General features: G+C 42.2%; 12 protein-coding genes and 1 tRNA gene. 11 read left to right on the top strand and 2 right to left on the bottom strand.

The window, feature by feature from the left end:
* Nucleotides 1–579: 579 nt before the first annotated feature.
* Nucleotides 580–1,554 carry an RluA family pseudouridine synthase gene (locus APHWEB_RS00520; RefSeq protein ID WP_011450492.1) on the bottom strand — a complete coding sequence of 325 codons (975 nt, stop codon included), beginning with the start codon at nt 1,552–1,554 and terminating at the stop codon, nt 580–582.
* A gap of 26 nt (nt 1,555–1,580) precedes the next feature.
* On the opposite strand from APHWEB_RS00520, the gene APHWEB_RS00515 reads away from it, so the two are divergent.
* The 6 genes from APHWEB_RS00515 (at nt 1,581) to APHWEB_RS00485 (ending at nt 11,485) form a co-directional block, all read left to right on the top strand.
* Nucleotides 1,581–1,766, top strand: a complete 186-nt coding sequence (locus tag APHWEB_RS00515) for a hypothetical protein (protein ID WP_196227908.1) — start codon at nt 1,581–1,583, stop codon at nt 1,764–1,766.
* A gap of 210 nt (nt 1,767–1,976) precedes the next feature.
* Nucleotides 1,977–3,956 (top strand): ATP-binding protein, encoded by a 1,980-nt coding sequence (locus tag APHWEB_RS00510; protein WP_011450494.1) that lies wholly within the window; start codon nt 1,977–1,979, stop codon nt 3,954–3,956.
* 157 nt (nt 3,957–4,113) lie between these two features.
* Complete coding sequence (locus APHWEB_RS00505; RefSeq protein WP_020849257.1) at nt 4,114–8,295, top strand: hypothetical protein; 4,182 nt, start codon at nt 4,114–4,116, stop codon at nt 8,293–8,295.
* 338 nt (nt 8,296–8,633) lie between these two features.
* Entirely contained in the window at nt 8,634–10,091 is a 1,458-nt protein-coding gene (locus APHWEB_RS05745; RefSeq protein ID WP_020848842.1) for a hypothetical protein, read from the top strand.
* A gap of 399 nt (nt 10,092–10,490) precedes the next feature.
* Nucleotides 10,491–11,378: a lipoyl synthase gene (gene lipA, locus APHWEB_RS00490; protein ID WP_011450497.1), complete on the top strand. Its 888-nt coding sequence runs from the start codon at nt 10,491–10,493 to the stop codon at nt 11,376–11,378.
* Between the two features lie 32 nt (nt 11,379–11,410).
* A tRNA-Arg gene (locus APHWEB_RS00485) sits at nt 11,411–11,485 on the top strand.
* 654 nt (nt 11,486–12,139) lie between these two features.
* Here the strand turns inward: APHWEB_RS00485 and pstA are convergent.
* Entirely contained in the window at nt 12,140–13,387 is a 1,248-nt protein-coding gene (gene pstA, locus APHWEB_RS00480; protein WP_021799018.1) for a phosphate ABC transporter permease PstA, read from the bottom strand.
* 445 nt (nt 13,388–13,832) lie between these two features.
* On the opposite strand from pstA, the gene APHWEB_RS00475 reads away from it, so the two are divergent.
* The 5 genes from APHWEB_RS00475 to APHWEB_RS00455 all read left to right on the top strand — a co-directional run bounded on the left by APHWEB_RS00475 (nt 13,833) and on the right by APHWEB_RS00455 (nt 22,701).
* A complete protein-coding gene (locus tag APHWEB_RS00475; protein WP_011450500.1) occupies nt 13,833–14,453 on the top strand; it encodes a superoxide dismutase in 621 nt (206 codons plus the stop codon).
* A 92-nt stretch (nt 14,454–14,545) separates the two neighbouring features.
* Nucleotides 14,546–14,839, top strand: a complete 294-nt coding sequence (locus tag APHWEB_RS00470; protein ID WP_011450501.1) for a type IV secretion system protein VirB3 — start codon at nt 14,546–14,548, stop codon at nt 14,837–14,839.
* The gene (locus tag APHWEB_RS00465) at nt 14,840–17,245 is read left to right on the top strand and encodes a VirB4 family type IV secretion/conjugal transfer ATPase (protein ID WP_011450502.1); all 2,406 of its coding nucleotides are present in this window, start codon (nt 14,840–14,842) and stop codon (nt 17,243–17,245) included.
* Complete coding sequence (locus tag APHWEB_RS00460) at nt 17,238–19,778, top strand: TrbL/VirB6 family protein (RefSeq protein WP_011450503.1); 2,541 nt, start codon at nt 17,238–17,240, stop codon at nt 19,776–19,778. Before APHWEB_RS00465 ends, APHWEB_RS00460 begins: the two co-directional genes overlap by 8 nt.
* A gap of 136 nt (nt 19,779–19,914) precedes the next feature.
* Nucleotides 19,915–22,701, top strand: a complete 2,787-nt coding sequence (locus APHWEB_RS00455; protein ID WP_011450504.1) for a type IV secretion system protein — start codon at nt 19,915–19,917, stop codon at nt 22,699–22,701.
* The last annotated feature ends 5 nt before the right edge of the window (nt 22,702–22,706 follow it).

The raw sequence follows: 22,706 nt of genomic DNA, 5'->3' as shown, positions 1-22,706 counted from the left end.
TAGGAGCCATATGGCATTTTTCGGCGAAGAGTACGCTGGTGAAGTGTTGTAAGTATTGGTAAATTCAGAGAACTGCGGGGGCTTCCTTATTATCCTTCCTCTCTATGTGACTGGTATATGCTGAGCTTATAGAGAAGTAATGGTTTCGGTATTTCAGCATCTGTGCTGCGTGAGTTCTATAGTTCTGCTTCCAGTGGCCGCTTACGGTTTCCAATTTCGCTATTGTTGTGGTGTTTTGTGCGTAGAAGAAGGGTATGGTAGTGAGTTGTTGGTTAGCATAGGTATATAAGGGTACCGTATAGGGTATTGCTTTGTTTTCCTTCGATGCGAATAGCATAAGTAATGCTTGGCTCATTTCAAAGTTATAGGTTCGGTATTTCAGCATCTGTGCTGCGTGAGTTCTATAGTTCTGCTTCCAGTGGCCGCTCACGGTTTCCCATTTCGTTATTGTTGTGGTTGTTTGTGCGTCCGGTATTGCAAGGTCAGTGCGGATTTAGGTGGTCTGTGGTTTGTTGTTAGCATATTCTTCTTTTTTGGGGTAAGCCCGTGGGGATGTTTTGCTCAGGTATACGTCACGTCCTAAGTCGAAGCTGTGCTAGTTGCTTTTTCTAGAATCGAGATGAGTTCTTGTATGTCTTTTGCGGGATTTGAATTGAAGCACAAGTATTCTCCAGTACAAGGATGATGGAAGCCTAATAGACACGCGTGTAGTGCTTGTCGTTTAAAATTACGGACTTCTGGTATGCCGCATCTAAGACTTTTCTTATTGTTTTTTCCGTATTTTTGATCACCTACAACAGAGTGACCTATATGGCTCATGTGTACTCTGATTTGGTGTGTTCTTCCTGTGTGTAATATACATCTTGCTAGACTTGCCACATTACCGAAGGTCTTTTCAATGATGTATTCCGTATTTGCGTGTTTTCCCCTAGAGAGGGTAACTTCCATCATAGTTTTGTCTGATCTTTTGACATCTAAATTAGTCTGTATAAAGCAGTGTTTTGTAGTGGGCACACCCCATATTAGCGCTAGGTATTCTTTCCTGAATTTTTTTTCTTCAAGTGCTTGAGATAATACTAGATAAGCTTTTTCAGTTTTCGCTATTACCATTAGTCCGCTGGTATCTTTGTCCAATCTGTGGATGATGCCAGGTCTATGGCTATTTCCTACAGCGCATAAAGCGTTACCACAGTGTGCAAGCAGAGCATGTGCTAGGGTATCGTTTTTTGTGCCATGACCGGGGTGCACAGCTATATTGGGAGCTTTATCTATTACTATTATGTGTTCATCTTCGTAGATTATGTGCAGCGGGATATCATGATTAGGGTCTATGGATGTACTTTGCGGAGTATCTGGGACCGTAACCGTATACACATCACCAGTATTTGTGAGATGACTGTTATTCAGTACGGGTGTATCAAGGAGTGTGACGCCTCCATCGCTGATAATGCACTGCGCTTTGCTTCGGGAGATATTAAGGGAAGCAGAAATTAGAACATCAAGCCGTTTTTTCGCGTTATAATGTTCTACGAGTATGGTATGCACATGTGTCATGTTGTATCTCCTGTGTGTTTGCTGCTTTGAGTCCTGATTCGCAAATTGGTATTTCCGTTATCTGTTGTTTAGCGGTGTATGTTAAACTAGATCAATATATGCGAGGTTTGCGTGTTGATGTTGAGCAAGTCAAGCATTTTGGTGTTACGAATGTTTGGCGTGATAGACTATTTGTGAATTTTTTGCTTAAGAAGGAGAAGCTCGCTAGGTAGGTATGGTTGTCATGATATGGGCAGTGGTAGGTGTATTTTATATGATTTGTAAACTTTGTTACCGATATAGGATATTCTGATTATTGGTATATGCGGTGCTATAGTTAAAAATATTGTTTGCAGTGTGATAGCACGAATGTAGAATCTGGCGTTGTATTTGCTGCTGGTGGATTACGGCAGCTCTTAGTTTGAATTTATCTGTTTGGCTGCATGATAAAAAAGATACTAATTGCTAATAGGGGGGAGATTGCGTGTAGGATAGCACGCACTGCTCGTAAGATGGGGATAAAGTGTGTTGGGGTGTACTCAGATGCCGATATGGGGGCGCTGCACACGAGGTGTGTTGATGAAGCTGTTTACATTGGCCCAAGTCCTGCAAGTCAAAGTTACTTGGATATAGATAAAATATGTAATGTTGCAGTGGCTACAGGAGCTGACGCGGTGCATCCTGGATATGGGTTCCTTTCTGAGAATGCCGAGTTCCCTGATAGGTTATCTGAGAGCGGCATAGGCTTTATAGGTCCTTCGTCGGCTTCTATGAGGATGATGGCTGATAAGGTCGTATCGAAAAAGATCGCTAAAGATGCAGGAGTAGCTGTTGTCCCTGGATATATGGGGGTTGTAGAGAGCGCAGCGGAAGCTTTAAGCATAGCTGAGTCAATGGGTTTTCCAGTAATGATAAAGGCTGCTGCTGGTGGCGGTGGTAAGGGCATGAGGATTGTTCGTTCTGTAGGGGAGATGGAACAGGCTTTTGTGTCTGCCACAAATGAAGCTGAGAAAAGCTTTAGTGACTGTAGGATATTCATTGAAAAATACATAGAGTCTCCTAGGCATATAGAGATTCAGATAATAGCTGATAAGCACGGCAATGTGGTGTGTCTCGGAGAGAGAGAGTGCTCAATACAGCGTAATAATCAGAAGGTTATAGAAGAAACTCCTAGCCCATTTTTGGATGAGAAGACTAGACGGGCAATGTATGCACAGTGTGTGAGTTTAGCAGAGAAGGTGGGTTATTTCTCCGCGGGTACTGTAGAGTTTATAGTTAATGCTGAGAGAGAGTTTTATTTTCTAGAAATGAACACTAGGTTACAGGTCGAACATCCGGTAACTGAGCTGGTTACGGGGATAGACCTTGTAGCTGAGATGATACATATTGCCGATGGCAAGACTCTTTCATTTTCTCAAGAGGACGTGCGTTTTGTAGGGGCAGCCATTGAGGCAAGGGTTTATGCAGAAGACCCTAGAAAAGGCTTTTTGCCTTCAAGTGGTAGAATATCACATTATCATGAGCCTCCTGCTAGCGTGAATCTTAGGATAGACAGTGGGGTGACCGAGGGTTCTGTTGTCAGCATGTTTTACGATCCTATGATAGCTAAGGTCTCGTCCTATGCTGAGACTAGAGTAGGGGCTATAGAGGTTATGAAGAAGTCCCTTTGTAGTTTTTATGTAGAAGGTGTTGTCAATAACATAGATTTTTTATTATCAGTTTTTTGCAAGCCAGCTTTCGTTGCAGGAGATATCAGTACTGGGTTTATTGCGCAGTTTTATAAATCAGGTTTTGAGGGTGATGAGCTTACTCCTGAAATAGGTGAGATTTTCGCATTTGCACTGCTGTATATATACTTGGAAGATGAAGCCAGGCAGTATGGTGAGCACTGGAGCATAGATGGTAAGGTATGTGCACGAGTTGGAGAGCTTAAGTACTTGTTGAATGCGCGTCGTGTAGATGGCAGGATCTTTGCTGCTTTGGATGGTCAAGACGGGTATGTTGTATTATCTGGGGCATGGCGCGGCAATTACAAAATGTTGGATGTCAGCATAGACAGTAATTCATACTGCATAAAAGTTAAGAGGAGTTCCAGTAGGTATCATCTAAGGTATATGGCGGTTTCTGCTGTATGTACGGTTTGTGAAGAGAACGTAGGTCAGTTTCTTGAGTTCATGCCTGAGCCTCAGGAGGATGAAATATTGCGTGATGCCATAGTATCCCCTATCGCGGGTATGATCGTTGATATATACGTGAAGAAGGGAGATAAGGTAAGCGTAGGTCAGCCTGTTCTCGTCATAGAAGCTATGAAGATGGAAAATTTGATATGCTCGGAAGTAGAGGCGGAAGTAGAAGAAGTGCTTCTATCGCCGGGAAGCAGCGTTGCTGATGGGGAAATTATATTGAAGTTTGTTGCGAGTTAGCAATCTATTGTTGAGTATAGGGAAACAGCCAGCATTCTTTGCTATGTGTTAATTATACGTTGTATAGCTAGCTCTGTTGAGGGTTGTAGCGCTTAGGCTGTCTTGCGAAAAAGACTACCACTGATTTTTGTTTGTGTATCTGAGACCAGGGGTACTGATGCGGAATTTTGGGATTGGAAAGACCAAAGCCTATCTTTCTGGTATTATAGGGAACATTATAAAAGGTAAGATAAAAGAGAGTTTTTTTGATTTTACTGTAGTTTGCTCGCGTGATCCTAGAGTATTTTCTCTCCTTTCAATATTACCCTGTGCGGTGTTGAAAAATGATTCAGGAGAGTATGTTGTCAAAATCAAGAAATCAGACCTAGTTCGTCTTATATATCGCATGCGTAATCCTATGAGATATGCTTGCAATGAGGATGAATACAGTATGCGTCTTGCAACGTACATGTTGCTTGAACTTACTAATTTGTTTGAGGGTTATGCGGAGAACTTATATCAGCACGCGCAGAGCACGTTTGTGCATGATATGCGTTCAGGCGCTGGAAGATTCCAACAGCTGATTAATTATATTGGAGACCTTCATCCTGGTAGGTTGCCCTGTAATATATTGGCAAGTAGGGTTGTCCCTTTATGCTTTCCTAATCCCAATATTCTTGAGAGCGCATTTAGCCTTTCAGAGGCAGATATGCGCTATCTATTGGAGAATATCTCAGAAAATACAGAAGACAGTATTCTATTTGAAGCCGCAAAAATGCGATTGGAGCATCTCGGGGAACTTCGCGATGCTAAGAAGGGACATGCCTCATATGTTGAGGGCGCAATATGCTGTATTAGAAATTTACTGAGTGCACTCTCTAACCGTGGACAGTGTTCTACGAGACCAGAAAGTCTCAAGATAGCTGCTTGTGACTTTATGGTGGCGATACGTGAGATTATGAGTGACGTTAGTGTCAGGTCTCATGTGGAGAAAAGGCTTCGTTCACGACAACTTGATTGTGTTGTGAATAGTATGAAGAGGGTTTTTTATGACGCAAAAGGTGGTGATGTTGGAAGGATTGATGATAATCCTCATGTGACAGATGCTGATACGGAGAAAGTTTTAAGTGCCATTTCCCACTTAGAGAGCTTCAGGAGTCTTATAGATGATCCGGCTTTTTTCCAAAGGTTTAATGACGAACGTGGAGTACTGCAAGCGCAGCAGTACTTTAGAGGCCTAAGTGCGATGGTAGCAGCAGAAAGTGTTTTTCTGTCAGAGCACGTAGGAAAGTTGACAGAAGAGGATTTGCGGTTTTTTCTCAATGAAACCTGCAAGGAAGTTAGTGGTGATGTAAGCCAACTGCTAGCTATCTACGACTTTCTTGCGACAAACCAGATTGTTGATCGTGATGCTGTCGTTAGAGTTACAAGGGGCGAGATTCAAGAGCTGTCGCATAGGGTACATAGATTTGTATCCATGTATCGTGCTATTTGCCAAGAGCTTCGCACGGGAGTTTGCAAGTCTCTTGAGGATGTTGCTGCAAAAATTACGTGTAGCACTGCAGGGAAATGCCTTGATGAATGGGAAAAGAGCCTGCTCAACAAAAGAAACTTAGAAGCCATTTTTACAGTAGATGAACATGGTGCATGGACGAGCAATGATAGCGCCAGAAATAGGCTGCTACTTAGTAAAATTGAGTCTCATAAGTTGTGTGATATTTTACACGGATTACAGTGTGAAGGTGATGTACAGGTATCACGGCTAGTAAATGCACTTTTTGTTGATGGCGTAACTTCGGACGGAGTTTTTGAGATTTTGCGCACAGCTATAAAGAATCGTAAGCATGAGTGGATTCGCGATATTGAGTACAGCTCGCTCCTAGATTTTGTAACACGCGTGCATAAGGGATCTCGGTACATACCCTTTCATTCGTGGTGGCGCTCATTATTTAACCCTGGGAAGTATAGAACTTATCCGAGCTATAAGGGAAAAAGTATTAGGGATAGGTTATATGCTAAGGATTCACTTATTCCGCATACGGAGTTCTCCTCTAGAATAGCTAGTGCTCTTTATCTCAAGGAAGGAGATCATAGGAACGTTACAGGCGCGTATGACGCCGAAATGCTTCATAAGGCTTTTAGAGTACATCATAACATCTCGGGAGCTCAAGAAAGGCTACTGTACTACCTAAAGAAATATCGTGTTATTTGGTATGTATTGTTAATACTGGTAGGGCTTGCATGTGTTTTAGTAGGTGTAGTAGGTAGGTTACTAGCTCATTTTGGAATCATTCCAGGCATTGCTGCACACGGGTGTGCATATGTTCTCAGGGCTATGTTTGACAGCATAGTAGCTGTATTGGTCCTGGATACTGTAGTAGATAAAACCATACATTTTGCAGTACAGTTTATTGGGTTAGTAATCAGAACAGTTGATTTCATCCTGCTGTTTGGCTTGGTATCTCGCATTACGAGATTTGCATTTGATAAGTTCTACGGCCTTTGCAGTTACATTTATAAACAATTTGTGGATGTATGTTCTCACCTGAGCATTTATGGATTGAAACCTTCTTTATTTTTGCTAGTTGACCGGCTGTTTTATGTAGGACAGAACAATCCCCAAGACGTGTATAGAGTCGATGTCGTTGAGAAATCTGCGCCTGAGCTTTTAACGCTTGGAAGCGATTCAGTGTGCATGGTCGAAAAAAATATTACAGGGGGCGATGCTGTTGTTTTCGAGCGTCATGGGAATAACGCAGTTGATGACAGTGCGTACCAGAGAGAAGTCAGGACACCTGCTAGCAATATTTTTGAGCTCATATCAGGGGTTTATAAAGAGCACCATGGGAATCTAAGGAATATGCCCTTGGGGATCTACCAGGGTTTTGTGCGCTCTGTATATGGGGATAAGGAAGACGTTTCACTATTGTTAGAAGCATTTAAGAAGCGTGTTAGCCTGCCGCAGAGAACTATTTTCTGCTCAAATTATATTGATCTCAGAAGGGAATTTTTCTTTTTGCTGAACAATTATCAGGAGCACTTGCAGGTTTCTGTTAATACTCCTAAAACACCTACTATTTTCAATTCTTACAGCGAAAGAAGGGCTGTATACGACATTGTTACAGCTGTTAACATGCAGACTGTCTTAGTTGCAAATCGTGAACATACCAGGGTAGAAAGCATAAGCTCTAGCAAGTGTGCTAAGGAGTTTCTGAGTAGAGCTCATGCTAAAGTAGGGGCGGAAGTTACTCTTAAGGAGATTAATGAAAAAATAGCAGCTGTAAACTGGGCTATTGCAGTAATGGCTGAAAGAGATGTTTCAGGAGCAGTTGAAAAATGGGAGATTTTGTTCCATGACACGAAAATAGAGAAAAGTTGTGCTATTGCGCTAATGGACTGCGCTTTAACCTTACGAGAATATAGACATTTGTTATTAGAAGGGATAAGGGTTAGCAGAGAGGTTGTCTTGTGTGACCTTAGAAGTAACTTTCGTCCTTATATCAGTGATGCTTGCTGTATCTTAGACACAATAGATAAGGGAGGAGCGCGTCACAGCACAATGAGTTATAGAAGATTCTGTGACATCATGTGCAAAGACTTTTCACTATTGGAACATGCCTCTTCTATGGCTGAAAAAGCGAGTAGTATGGTGGGCTTGAATCTAGGTGTGATTTCTCTAGGGGAGAAAGTCCGTGAGGAAGTGGTAGAGTTTTTGGAATACTTCCAGAATCCTAAGAGCATTACTCTTTCAATTTTAGTATACAGTGCAATAAAGTGTCATGGTGGCAGTTTGGCTGCCCGCGTTGACTACTACTCGAAGAGTGCAGATATAGTTTTGAACTCTGCCGGATTGGGGCAAGTGTACGATTTTTTTATGGATACGGAACTTGCACAAGAGTTTTTAGAGTGTTTTTGGGGTAGTCTATTTCCGAAAGAATGTGTCCTATATATGATAGCTTTGGGAGAAGCTGTAGTGCAATTGGATGGGGAAGGTATTGCCGATTTATCTGCATCCATAGACCATAGTATATACGGTCAATCATTCCATCAACAAGGTGTCGCAGTTAGTAAAGTGAAGGCCTTTTTCAATTGTATAGCGGATTTATGCTGTACAGTTTCACAGGTGCACTTAATCAAGAGCATAAAAAAGAGGAAGAAGAAAAAAGTATGCGCTGAAAGTTTAGAATTTTACCTTCAGCAGGAAGAGGATAATTGCGAAGGAGCGCATGCTTGCAGCGTATCTTCCAATAGTAGTACTGACGTAGCGTGTGACGAGCAGCTGAGTGTTCTACAGTCTGCGGAAGTGCTTTGTCTGTTTCCTAGCTCTAAAACGGAAAGAGATGCGCGCTGTTTTATATAATTTACTATAATAACATTTAGTGATATCAGGTTGTAATCGCAAAGCGAAATCTTCTTCTAAATGGTATAGTTTAGCTATTGGGTTCTTGAGTATAATGCGTTTTTAGTAGAAAGCGTTACAAGGAGACATTTATTTTGTCTCACTACTCAAACGCGCGCTATTTTATATAATGTTTGCGTCATAACACTTAGTAATGGCAAGTTGCACTCGTAAAGCGAAAGCTCCGTTCAAATGGTATAGTTTAACTATTAAGTTCTCAGGTATAATAATTTTTTACTGGGAAGATTTACAATGAAACGTTTGTTTTGTCTAATCACCTAAATGCGCGGAAATTTGGTATGCTAGATATGCATAAGGATACACACGACGATACAGATGCGTGTACTAACAACGATGATAGCTATGATGTACGTGAATGCGCGAAAATTAGGTTGGAAGATGCAGCGGCACAAGAACTTGTTAGAGAGCTATCCAAAGAATTTGCAGAATTTACGCGGAAATATCCTTTAGAGGATCAAGCCGATCATGTAGAGCTCCAAAGCGATGAGGGGCAGAGTCAAGTTGCTCAGGATGTTGGGCTACCAGAACATTTGCACGCTGTAGAGGGCGAGGGATTTGCACTTAAATTACCTCTACTTGAGAGATTATTGAATTTTTTTGGTGAATTTTATGAAAGGTTCACAACCAAGAGTGTTATTCGAGGTCATCCTAAGCTTTTGTCATTTAAGGAACGGCGCAAAAAGCGGCTGTTGATAGAAGCGCTAATGACGATTCTCAGGAAGTTACTGCTGAGAAGAAGAGAGAAGAGCCTTAGTGAATTGCTGAATGAGCAGATAAAAGAGCTTGTTTCAGCTTTGGATCACGAACAAGATCCTGCGTTGCGAAAAGTATTGCAAGAAAGACTATCATTGCTGCTGCAGTTACGGATGCAGCTGGTTAGCTATAGATCTGTTATGGGCATTGAGCAGCTGATCATCATAATTATGGGGAGTGCTCTTGCCTCAGCTACGTTATCGCTACAACGTGATGGTTTTTCTGGGGAGCGTAGCGCATCGTATAGCAGAACCATGCAGCCTCTTATGGATATGGCAGGTTTAGTTCATGGTGGTGTTGCAAAAGACATGGCCAGCATGCAGGCGAGCATGATGGCACTTGCAGGGTATCAGCCTGGTCTTGACGTGCACATTGCTGCCTTGCTCTCCAAGAGCATGAGTTACCAAGTATCTCATGATAAAAGCATATTACCGGAGCATTTTCTTGCTTTACATGGAAGAAATCATGCTCCTGTTCCAGTAGCTGATACTGCAGCTCACGCGATCGTAGCAGCGTTAAATCAAGTACTGAAAGCGGTCGCAAACCGGGTATTAGAAGCGGCGCGTATAGTTGTTAACAGAGCAATGGAAATTGTTGGGGGTGAAGATGCGGGGATTGCTAGAGGTCCTTATATGCATGCAAGGCGCGCTGCTCCCAAAGCTGATGCAAGGGTTGTAGTAGATGATGGTATAAAGGAGCAGAGGCATGTACAGGAGCATCATAATGTACACCTTGATTTTCATATACAAGCACATGTTCATACTGAGCACAATAAGAGGAGAGAAGAACGTACCTGTGCAATTGACGAGTTGAGGTATGATGCGATAGATTTCTGTGCAATTGCCAAGGTTTCATTTGCATCGGGAGTTGTTAAGTGTGAGCAGGCATCTGTTGTAAAGATGCAGGCATCAAGTGAGCTAGCAGAGGTTTCAGTAGCAACTGTGACACAGCAATGTGTAGAGATGCAGATACTGCGCCGATAAGGCAGGGTTGAGGAGCAGACTTAATTGTAGTGATAGGCAGTAAGTGGGCAGAGTGCAAGGGGATTATCACCAGCATATTGTCGCGTGTATAGTGCGCATCCTGGGATATCTCAGAGTATATGTATTGTTGTGTCAAGAGCAGTAGTAATGATGTATACGAATCTTATTGTTATTTATCTGCTGTACATCTACGAAAGCAGTACTAGTAAATGTGTTAGTAAGAAAATTTTCCAACTATGGAAAACGTTCATTATAGACTTAAAAAGGTATTTATGTGTGCGAGCATATCTGCTGTGTATTGCCAAAGTACGTGCTTGGTAATCTGCAGCACAGTGTCTGTGAAATGTTGACAAATTATGTAATTTTTACTACTCTCCCAGCAGTTTATTACTGGTAGTTATGAATAGTAAGCCCAGCTGGTTAAGGGTAAAAATGCCCGGGGGCGAGGTATTTGAAGAAGTTAGAGATCTAGTCAAACGCCAAAGGCTCAACACAGTATGTGAAGAGGCTGCATGTCCTAATATAGGTGAGTGCTGGAATAAGAGGCATGCTACTATAATGGTGATGGGTGACGTGTGTACCAGAGCGTGTGCGTTCTGTAATGTTAAGACTGGTGTTCCGAGAGCGTTGGATCTTGGGGAGCCTGAGAGAGTGGGCGAAGCTATCAGCAAGTTAGGGTTGAAGCACGTGGTTATCACGTCTGTGGATAGGGATGATCTACCAGATGGTGGGGCAAGTCACTTTGCTAAGTGTATTAGAGAAATAAGGAAGCGTGACCCAAATGTGACCATAGAGATCCTAACACCGGATTTTCAGGGTAAGCCAGGCGCGGTGGATGTCATCGCTTCTGCAAGGCCTGATGTATATAATCACAACTTGGAGACGGTTCCTAGGTTATATGCAAGGGTGCGTCCTAGAGCTAAGTATTTCAATTCTTTGCAATTGTTGCAGCAAGTAAAGGATAAGACTCAGGGAGTATTCACGAAGTCGGGATTGATGTTAGGGCTTGGTGAGCAGAAGGAAGAGGTATACCAGGTTATGGATGATCTCAGGTGTGCGGGGGTTGACTTTCTTGTCTTGGGGCAGTATTTGCAACCTACGAAGGACAACATTGATGTGGATCGGTATGTTACCCCTGAGGAGTTTGAACAGTACAAGCGTATGGCATATGCCAAGGGTTTTTCTATGGTAGCATCTAGTCCGTTAGCTAGGTCCTCATACCATGCTGAGGATGACTTTCTGAGGCTTCGCGCTTTACGCACTGCGCGTATGCGTGTTGCTACTTAGCTAGTAAGAAGTTGCCGGCAGAATAAGTTTATGCACTCGTAGCTCAGTTAGGATAGAGCGCTACCCTCCGGAGGTAGAGGTCGCAGGTTCGAGTCCTGCTGAGTGCGCTTACATTTTACAAAAGTAGCGTTTGGGTATTACCTGTGGAGCATGTGTCGGGGTGTAACGCTTCCTAGGTGTTACACAATACGTGTATTGTGCTACGTAAATAATAATACGATGTGGAATTTGTAAGTTCCTCAGTACAGAGAGAAGCTGCTCAGCAAAGACTGGAGGTATATGGATAGGGGTCACATTGTGGATGCTGCAGGCGATGATTCTGGCTGCAATGTTGCTGGTGTGCGTGGTCTCATAAAAGTAATTTTTAGTTAATTCAATTGAAGTTGGCATCAAACGGTTGACCATTACACGGTACTACTTGCCTAAAATCTCCGACCTTGGAGTAAATAAAAGAAACAACTCATTAAGGGATAAAGTTTGGCAGGCGCTTTAGAGTTGCGGTATTGCCTTTAGAGCATGTGTTGGGCATAATACTTTCTAGGTGTTACACAATACGTGTGTTGTGCTGCGTAAATAATAATACGATGTGGAATTTGTAAGTTCCTCAGTACAGAGAGAAGCTGCTCAGCAAAGACTGGAGGTATATGGATAGGGGTCACATTGTGGATGCTGCAGGCGATGATTCTGGCATCAATGTTGCTGTAGTGCTGGTGTGCGTAGTCTCATAAAAATAGTGTTCCATTTAATTCAGGCGATATAACTTAAAAGGAGAAATTATCTAAGCGTCTCTTGATAAATGCGGCTATCATGTTTAGTACGAGTAAGATCATCAGCAAGGCTAGTATGGCTATTGCTGAAATCTTTGTGAACTCAGCGCTAGAATTGTTTGCCCAAATATAAATTTGCACAGGCAGAACACTTGCTGGATCAAGGAAAGTTTTAGGTAGATCAATAACAAATGCTACCATTCCTATCATAATTAAAGGGGAAGATTCCCCAATAATCCGTGCAACACTCACTAAAACACCCTGTACCAGAGCAGGGAAAGCTATAGGTAATGAGTGATGCATTATTACTTGCATATTGGTGGCTCCTAAGGAAAGCGCTGCATGTTTTACAGACTCTGGCACAGCTGCTAAAGCCTGCCTTGTGGTCAATATCAGATACGGAAGTATCATGATTGATAAAGTCATGCCGCCTGCCAATGATGAGGATCTGGGCACGCCAAATATATTTAGGTATACCACCAAGCCCAATACCCCGAAAATTATTGAAGGTACAGACGACAGGTTATTAATACTGATCTCGATTATTGATGATACTTTGTTATTCGACAACAGTTCTTGCATACATATTCCTGTCATAATGCCCAGGGGAATGGCAATTGCTAAACACACTATTATAGTCAGTAAGGAGCCGATAAGCGCACCTAATATGCCAGCATTTTCTGGTACTTTGGAATGTGAGTTAGTAAAGAGAGATTTATTAAAGAAGCTTCTCTTTATTCGTTCTTGATCTTCAAATGTTTTGAGCACCACGCTAGATATTTCATTATTTTTAACGCCACTTAGGAATTCTGTAGAGGCATTTAGCCACAATCCATCAGGGCTAATACGTACATTCTTTTGAATTAAGTCTGCAAGTTCATAGTGTGCTGTTTCGCTAACGATACTATAGGCTATTCTCTTAGTTTCAGGGTTGTTCAAATCAACATGGCTGCTGAGGATTTTATCTAGTGCGCTATGTATGCGCTTTATGCAGTCTTCTCTAAAGTATTCACTGTCTTTTCTTATGCTTTCGGTATCATCTAGGTGTAGAAGGATCTTAGTTGCGGTCAGGGCTTTGTATCCGTTATTTACAATACTACAGAGGACTAGCATCAACATTCCTACAGAAATGCCTAAGGCTGATAGAGAGAGTAGAGAAAAAAATCGATCTTGTTTGCTTCTGAAGAATACACGCATGCTTTTTCTGTGTTGCTTAAGCAACCTCGCCAAATTCTTGCCCATAAATGTTCCGAAAATACAATGAAAAAACGAGAGATTGCAGACTACCTTTACTGACAGTGCTACCAAAGTTAGGTAGATGCTACAACCTTTAAAAGTCATTAGAAAGAGTTTTGTGAGGCTCGATGTAGAAAAACCACATAAAAGCAGACAATTTGCCCCTTGATGATGTTCTTGAAGTATTTTGTGTTAAGCATGTATCCTTTTTGTAGTGAGGCATTTCGAGAGGGCTTAGTGCGGTATTATGCAGCTTTTTTATTGGCAGTTTACCTACGGGTGCCCCACATGCATGGTGGTCGTACTTAAAAATATGGGCTAGTTTTTATGTGCAGAGAGAAAACCCAACTAGTTGCAGTTGGCAGTTAGAAGCAGTTAATTTTTTAGTTTAATTATTGTAATTTAATAGTATAGTTGGTATAGACTGTAGTTTACGCGGTGAGAATAAAAAATGTTTGAATTGTCTGATCTGCCGTATGAGGGGTTGGAGCCGTATATTTCTTCCCATCTCTTAGATCGTCACTATAATGGTCACCACAAAACTTATGTTGATGTTCTAAACAAGTTGGTGGTGGGTACTGAGTTTGAAGGTTTGGGTAACGAAAGCTTAGGGGATATAGTAGTCAAGGCTCACAATAGTGGGAGTGCTGGTAGGGCTATATTCAACAATGCTGCGCAAATATGGAATCACGATTTCTATTGGCAATCCATGAAGCCGAATGGTGGGGGAAATCCTCCAGAGAAGCTTAGAGAGATGATAGAGCACAGTTTCGGTAGTGTGGAAGGGTTTAATAATGCCTTTACTACTAGTGGTCTTGGGCAGTTCGGTAGTGGATGGGTATGGCTTGTATATGATGAAGATGCTAAGGCATTGAAAGTTGTTAGCACAGCGAATGCAGATTCACCGCTTCTTACTCAGGGGCAGCTTCCTTTGGCAACTATGGATGTTTGGGAGCATGCTTACTATTTAGATTATCTCAACCTAAGGAAGAAATATATAGACGTTTTCCTAGAGCATTTGCTTAACTGGGATTTTGTCTTGGGTAGACTGGAAGATGCAGGTGTACTGTAGGCTGCGTAGAAGGTTTGTAGGAATTAAAAGTTTGATAACCTTTTGTTGTTAGATTCTGTCAAAGATTGTGCGGGCCTGTTTTCGGTTTAGTCATGTCTGGTAGTGTAAAAGCGGATCAGCTGTTTAAGGGTTTAACCAGGCCCACCATGCTGTTTGGTGTGAGTTATACGTTTGCTATTATGAATTTCATGCTTTCGATCATGATATTCATGTATAGCAATGACTTTAGGGTATTGTTTATTTTAGCGCCAGGTATGCACGGGTTGGGGTTTATTGCGTCTGCAAAGGATCCTTTGTTCATGGATTTGCTAATCATAAGAATGCAGAAGTGCAGTAAGTGCCTTAATCGGTTCTATCACAATTCTAATTCCTATGATGTGATGTAGATGTTAAAGCTAGGTTGGTCTTCGGCTACGAGAAAGCGCAAGATTGTTAATAGGGAATACCATCAGTCGAACTTTTTGCCATATCAGGAGCACTGGAATAGCACTACTCTTGTTACGAAGGATGGTTCGTTGCTTAAGGTAATCAAGCTTTCAGGCTACGCTTTCGAGACAGCAGATGATGAAGATCTTTCTATACAAAACTCGATCAGGAATCAGACTCTGCGAAGTATGTCGTCTGCGGCGTTTGGTCTGTATTTTCACATTATAAGGCGCAGGCGGAACGCGTTTTCTGAGGGTTTTGCTGGTAAGCAATTTTCTAGTGCGTTTGCTGATGCTGTGAATATGCAGTGGCGCAATAAGCATATGACCAAGCAATCTTTCACGAATGATCTTTATATAACGATTGTGAGGGAAGGTAGTAATAAAAGTACCGAGCTATTCGTTAATCTATTACAAAAAATCAACAAAAAGGCAGCGACTGAGAGTTGGAAAAACGATATGCGGGCTGCTTTTGAGGATTTAGAGGAGGTTACCAATCGGGTAGTCACTAGCTTGCGTAATTATGCGCCTAGGGAATTGGGTATTAGGAGTACTCCGGCTGGGGATTTTTCAGAGATTATGGAGTTTTTGCTCCAGATTGTGAATTGCGGTGCAGTGCATAATGTTGCGGTAGATCTTGGTGATATTTCTAAATATCTACCCATGCACAGGTTGTATTTTGGTCATAAAGTTGTGCAGGTAGTCTGTCATGATGGTTCGAAATACGCTGGTTTAATTAGTCTCAAGGAGTACGGGCAGACGACTTCAGCTGGGATGTTGGATGCGTTTTTGCAGTTACCTTATGAGTTTATAATAACGCAGTCGTTTAAGTTTACCAATCGTCAGGCTGCTATTACAAAGATGCAGATTCAGCAGAATCGAATGATACAGTCTTCGGATAAGGCTGTATCTCAGATTTATGAAATCTCTAAAGCGCTTGATGATGCTATGAGTGGTAAGATAGCTTTTGGGCATCATCATCTCACTGTTTTATGCATAGAGAAAACTCCCAAGAATTTGGAAAATGCTCTCTCTTTAGTAGAAGCAGAGTTGTCGAATTGTGGGGTATATCCTGTAAGAGAAAAAGTGAATCTAGAGCCGGCATTTTGGGCGCAATTGCCTGGTAATTTCTCTTATGTTGTACGTAAAGCTGTAATAAGTACTCTCAACATGGCAGGTTTTGCGTCGCAGCATAACTATCCAAGTGGCCAGAAATTTGGCAATCACTGGGGAGAAGCGGTTACTGTATTTGATACGACGTCAGGCACGCCGTTCTTTTTCAGTTTTCACATGCGTGATGTTGGGCATACAGCAATCATTGGGCCAACTGGTGCGGGAAAGACAGTACTGATGAACTTTTTGTGTGTTCAGGCGATGAAGTTTTCTCCGCGGGTGTTCTTTTTTGACAAAGATCATGGTGCTGAGATATTCATCAGGGCTTTGAAGGGGGTATACAGCATTATAGAGACAAGAGGCTCCACTGGGTTAAATCCGCTGCACTTAGACGATACTCCTGACAATAGGGGTTTTCTCATGGAGTGGTTTAAGTTATTGGCTACTACTCTGTCAGATAAGCTTACGCCTGACGATATATTGCGCATTGATGATGCTATAGAGGGTAATTTCAAGCTCAAAAAGGAAGACAGAAAGTTACGTAATCTGGTTCCTTTTTTGGGTATAGGTGGAGAAGATACTCTAGCGAGTCGCATGATGATGTGGCATTCAGAAGGGTCGCACGCGGCGCTTTTTGATAATGACGAAGATGTATTAGACTTCACTAAGTCTAGAGTATTTGGATTTGAGATGGGATATTTGCTAAAAGATCCCATGGCTCTTGCTCCGACGCTTTTGTATTTGTTTCACAAGATAAGTATTTCTCTCGATGGAACTCCTTCTATGATTATCTTGGACGAAGCGTGGGCGCTGATAGATAATCCTGTTTTTGCGCCTAGGATTAAAGACTGGCTAAAAGTTCTTAGGAAGCTCAATACTTTTGTCATATTTGCGACACAGAGTGTTGAGGATGCTAGTAAAAGTCAGATAAGTGATACCTTAGTTCAGCAGACTGCCACTCAGATATTTTTGCCTAATCTTAAGGCTACTAGTGCTTACAGGGATGTTTTCATGCTGACTGAGCGGGAGTATTCTTTAATAAAATATACAGATCCTGGCACTAGGTTTTTCCTAGTCAAGCAGGGGGTCAGTGCTGTTGTGGCCAGGATAGATTTACGAGGGCTCGATGACACGATAAACGTTTTGTCAGGTAGGGCCGAGACCGTTGCCATACTTCGTGAAATTATGGAAGAAGTAGGGGATGATCCAAATGTGTGGTTGCCTATTTTTTATCAAAGGGTGAAAAATGCATAGGGTAGCAAGGGCATTGGTATTTTTGATGTTTCTTGTTGTTACAGTTCCTTTAACGTCATACGCGGCGGGCGATGCTACTGCTAGTACACCAACAGAGGAAGAAAACAACTTGGTGCATTATAGACACGCGGAGGCTACTAATCCGCGTTGTGGTGCTGTGGAAGAGCTTGCAAAGATAGGTAGCATTGGAATAACTGCAGCGCTCGGTGGTGGTGTTGTAGGGGTGGGTTTTCTATATGTTCCGATTGTTGGATTTAGGCCTCTCGGTTTTGCAATGATAGCTGCTTCGATTGCAACAATCTCAGCTGGTATTGCTGCGTCAGCACCGTATTTTGCATGTAATTGGAGTTTTGTCCGTCATCCCGTGTTGCGCTTTGAAAGCGCTGATGATGTTTCGCGCGCAGCTGGCGGTGAAGTGCCTACGGAGGGTGATTATAAGGAGTGTGCTGAACCAGTAGCTGCGTCAGAAATTTTAGGAAAATACGGAGGGGATTGTAGCAAAGAATTTGCTTACATGGCTGATTATTATGCCTGTTTAGCAGAAAGCAAGAGTTTAGAGGATGCTCGGAAGGCAGAGCCTACATGTCCAAGTAAGAAGTTTAAGAAGGCGAGTAATTATGCATGGCCTAAGAATCGGGTATCTAGTTCACGTTATATAGAAGTTTGTTATCGTCATCCTTTGGGCACGGTGTATATGTCGCCTTATGTTGCGGCGCGTCTAGGATTTGCAGGTAGAGATCCTAAAGAAGTTTTAAAGGAGAGTAAGTACCCGCGGGAAGCTACATTTGGTGATAATCATATGCACAATACAAAGCTTGCTGTGTCGGGAGCTTGGACTGAGTTTGAGTATACGATTCAGTGTAAAGTTCTAAAAGCTGGTCAGGAGGCTAAACTGCATGATGCGACTTTTAGAGCTGTAGAACGGGGTGCGAAGCTTTGTGTTGACGCTGTTAAACTAAGTGGTGTGCCATTTATGGCTAAGCCAGAGATCGGGTGTCAGATGCGTCCTAATTCACCTCCGGCGCCTATGTGTGCTAAGTCTGTGCAAAGGGAGACTAAGGCCGCTGATGGAAGTAAGATTATTAGCTATGACAATAGTGGATGTTATAGCTGTTATGTTGCCGAGACTTGTAAAGGTGTAGCAAATTTAAATTCCAGGTCTATTTTCCCTATAACGTCGGTGGTTGTGGGATGCATAGTTGATTCTCTGAAAAATCTGCTAGATCCTCCTGCAGATTGTACGGGGCGCGCAAGGGCAATGAATTCAGTAAATCCTGGATTTTTGAAGGTTGCTCAGGAGAAGCTTAAGAAGACAGTGATGGCTGCTTTGATACTTGCATTGGTGTTGTTTTCAATTAAGGCAGTTTTGGGTGGGGTACAAAGTGCCGGGGAGCTTTATATGACCGTTATAAAGTTTGCTCTGGTGATTTATTTCACCCAAGGTGACGCCATGTCCCTTGCTTACGAATATTTGACTAAGCTTTCTATAGGGCTTTCAGACATTGTGCTGCGTGCAGCTGGAGGTGATACTGGAATTTGTGACTTTCAAGCATCGGATTATAGTCCGCAGTACTTATATCTCATGCCATGGGATAGGCTGGACTGTCGCATGATGTTTTACCTAGGTAGTCAATTAACAGGGGGTACAGGAACAGGTATTCTGCTTACTGTATTGTTAACAGCGGGGCTATTAATACCAGCTATATTAATTAATGCGAAGGTCATAATATGCTTAGTGGCGTTTTTCGCCGTCATTATGCTGGTACTTACGATTATATGGACGGTATATGTTTTCTTGTTGTCGCTGATAGCATTGACTGTGCTAACGATAATCTCTCCACTTATGATCCCAATGTCTTTATTTCAGGCTACAAAGGGGTTTTTTGATGGGTGGACTAGGCAGTTAATGACCTATTCTCTCTATCCTGTGATATTGTTTGCGTTTCTTTCTTTGATGTTTGCTGTTTTTGATAATCTATATTTTGGTGAATTAAAATTTCATCGTGGGGGAAGTGACGGCACGGTAGCTGGTGCTCCCAAAGCAGGGCAGAAAATATGGTTTGAGCTTGTAGACAAGAAGGCATGTGAGAAGCGTGAAAATGAAACAAATCTAGCGTGCATATTTGACACAATGCAGTTTTTTAGTAGGCCGTTGGTGTTTGGTATTTCTGTTAATGCGCCGGAATTTAAAATGGCTACTACTGCTCAGATATGGACTAAATTGGGAGTATTCGTACTAATTGGATTTTTGTTTTATCACTTTTTAGGTTCTATATCGTACATTGCTGGGGAGCTTGCTGGGGATCCGAGAGCTGGTGTTATAGGTAGTGGTGGTATGAACCCGCGTAGTATTGCTCATAAAGCAGCGGGTATGGCTTCTGCAGTTAGGGGAGCTGCTTCGGGTAAACTTTCAGATTTGGGCTCCAAGGCTCGTGATGCCATAAAAGGTATTGGTTCCTCTGATAGTGGAGGTACAGATAAGGTTTCTGGGGGAAGCAGTGGAGGAGATTCTGGAAAAGGTGGTCAGAGTTAGCGTGAATGTTGAGCTGGGTATCTGGATAATAGAGTGGGAGTCAGTTGGTAGTTAATGGGGCTTCGTAGTTTTGTCTGCGAGTACATTTCTAGCCGTAAGAAAGTGCGTGAGCTGATGTAGATAGAGAGCGTGTGCAGTGCCGAGGTTTGTTCCGATAATATTTATACTGTTGTTTATGCTTGCGGGATGTGGGTACCACGGCTGTATATCTCAGGCCAATGTTTACGAGGATACTGTTAGAAGTGTGGTGTTTGCAAATTCTGGCGAGAAGGGACAGAAGGATAGCTCTAAATATTGGACAAAAGTAGATTTTCCGTTATCTGGTAAGAAGCTGGATTTGCAAATAGAGCCCCATCACTTAGACTTTTGTGAAAATGCGCAAATAGACGTGATGGAATTGCGTGTTGCCAATAGTGACCCAATTACGATGGGTAAAAATAGGGAATTTAAATTTACCTTTCCTGTAGTGATTATGCCTGGTGAGGAGATTAGGTTTTTTCTCAATCCTGTTAATAATTTTACAATAGACGATGAAACATGTAGAAATGGGAAGGCTGATATTCGTGTATCAGACGTTGGCGCATGTTTATCCTCTGATATAGGGAATAAGTATCCTCTGTATTTTAGCAGCAAGTTGGGGGGAGGATCAGGCTATTACAATAGTTGGTACAAAGTTGCTAAGGGAGAAGCGCCATATATAACAGATGGGATACCGGAGTACTTGCACATAAGTGGTGGTATTGTTAAGCCTAGCTCGATGGAAAAGCTTGACGATGAGCATGAGAAACTGTTGTGTTTTAATCAAGCTGACTTAGAGGCGCATGTTGATAAGTTACTAAAGGATGAGAAAAACTCAAGTCAAGACTCTAAGGAGGGGGCAAAGAATCCTGCGGCTGAAAAGGAAAAGCGTGATAAAAAGTTAGCAGAAGTTCGAGCAAAGGTACGGGGGGTACGTGAGAAGTTTAAATCCTCGATGGATGCGTACTCTTTAAACGTGCATTGCAAGAAATTGTGTTCTGGCATTATCGACAAGAGTCAAGGATGCGAAGGTTACCATAAGCTATTACAAGTGCAAGGAGAAGAGGAGAGGGATGTAATTCCATTTGTGAAGCTGAAGGGAAATTCTTTTGCTCTGAGTAAATTAGAGAAGAAAGAGTTACCTAAAGGTATGGAAAAGGCTCAGGTTCCTAAGGAATTTGCGCGTGATTTTGAGGACTCAAAGCTAGAGCAGGCTAAGGCTACAGGTACGGCATTGGGTCAGTCAGAGGAGTACTTGGTGCTAAATAGAGCGTATGAATATAAAACAGATGCTGCTGCTAGGGGATTTATTCTTAAATCGTCTTCGAAGAGGGCTGATGAAATCTCTCTCTTAGTTGAAGTTCCCAAGGAAGTTTCTGGTGATATTGCAGGCAGTTACACTCTTAGCGCAAAAAAAGATTGTAGCGCTCATATTGGAAAAAGCTTGTACTATGTGTTTTCCGAAGGCCCTCCTACCTTCGAGCCGGGGCCTAACAACAAATCACGGCAAATAGATTTCATAGATACAGGGTCCGTTTTCATAGATGCTGTTGGTGAAAAAGGGGATTTATACTTTGGTATCCACGATAATGGCGATGGATACGAAAACAATGTTGGGTATTTTGAAATCCATACAAAAGCTACTAAGATACCTCCAAGGATATTCGGACATATTGTATCATGGACTGAAGGTAAGGTAAGAAGTGCGTTATATGGCTCTTCTGACACAGATAGTGTTGCGCATAAATTATATCGTCACATCAGTCAAAGTGGTCCGTTTATGCGCATGGTAAATGCGTTACTTGTTTTGTATGTAATAGTAAGCGCTCTGTATTTTTGTTTTGGTTTTTCTAAGGCATCGATATTTCAGCTTTTCATTACAATTGTGAAGATTATTACTGTAATGTACGTGCTGCGACCTGACAGTTGGACCTTCTTCAACGATCATCTGTTGAGCATTTTTATAGATGGACCAAAGTTTCTTATTGATGCAATGACCGGAGGAATAGGTTCGGGGGGAGATTTTGGATTCATGGATGGGATTCTATATAGGTTTAGCGTTACGCAAACCTGGATCCAGTTATTAGCGCTTATATTTGCAGGGCCTATAGGTTGGTTATCTGTAATCCTTATATTTTGGGGAATTATAGTCTTGATTCAGTTTTTGTTTCAGGCTGTGGTTATATATCTAGTGTCCATAATGACGATAGCTTTATTGCTCTGTATAGCGCCGTACTTTTTGATATGTGTGTTATTCAAACGCACAAAAAGCATATTTGATATGTGGATAAAAGTTTTACTGCAGACTGCCATGCAGCCGGTTTTGATCTTTTCGTGTATTGCTCTGCTAGTGCATGCAATTAACGAGGTAATATACGCAATGCTTAACTTTGAAGTTTGTGATACATGCGTTTTTAACATAGATCTAAAGCTTACCACGTTATGTTTGCTAAGTTTTCCGTTACCTATCGGTATTATTCCTATGATTCCTATCACTGATACTATAAGGGAAATACATAACACTGGAGAGGCGATGCTTATAGGGTTACCTGGACCGATATTTAACATTTTGATCTTCCTTGCTTTGGTCCACGTGGGAAGGGATTTTGTGCTTAACAGTGGTGAGATGAGTAGCATTATGTTTGGAGCATTTACAAATCTTTCTGAAGTGGGTACGACAGCAGCGCAATCGTTATTGAGTGTTGTTGGTCTAGATAGGCAGACTGGGCAGATGTTGGAACAGCATCAGCATCAGTCAGAGCTTTTCAGTAGAGGTCCTGGCGCTGGAAGACAAGAAGGTGCGTTTTCGGGTATGATGCGCGGCTTTGGAGGAGCGCATCAGGATTCAAGAGGCGTACGTCGTAGGCCTGTGATTCGTCCTGAAGATCCGCCAGCTAGCTTTTAAGGAGT

Origin of the sequence: Anaplasma phagocytophilum str. Webster, from assembly GCF_000964685.1 — a bacterium.
GTDB classification, from domain to species: domain Bacteria; phylum Pseudomonadota; class Alphaproteobacteria; order Rickettsiales; family Anaplasmataceae; genus Anaplasma; species Anaplasma phagocytophilum.
The sequence above is the reverse complement of the archived record's forward strand: the minus strand, read 5'-3'. Positions and strand labels throughout refer to the sequence as shown.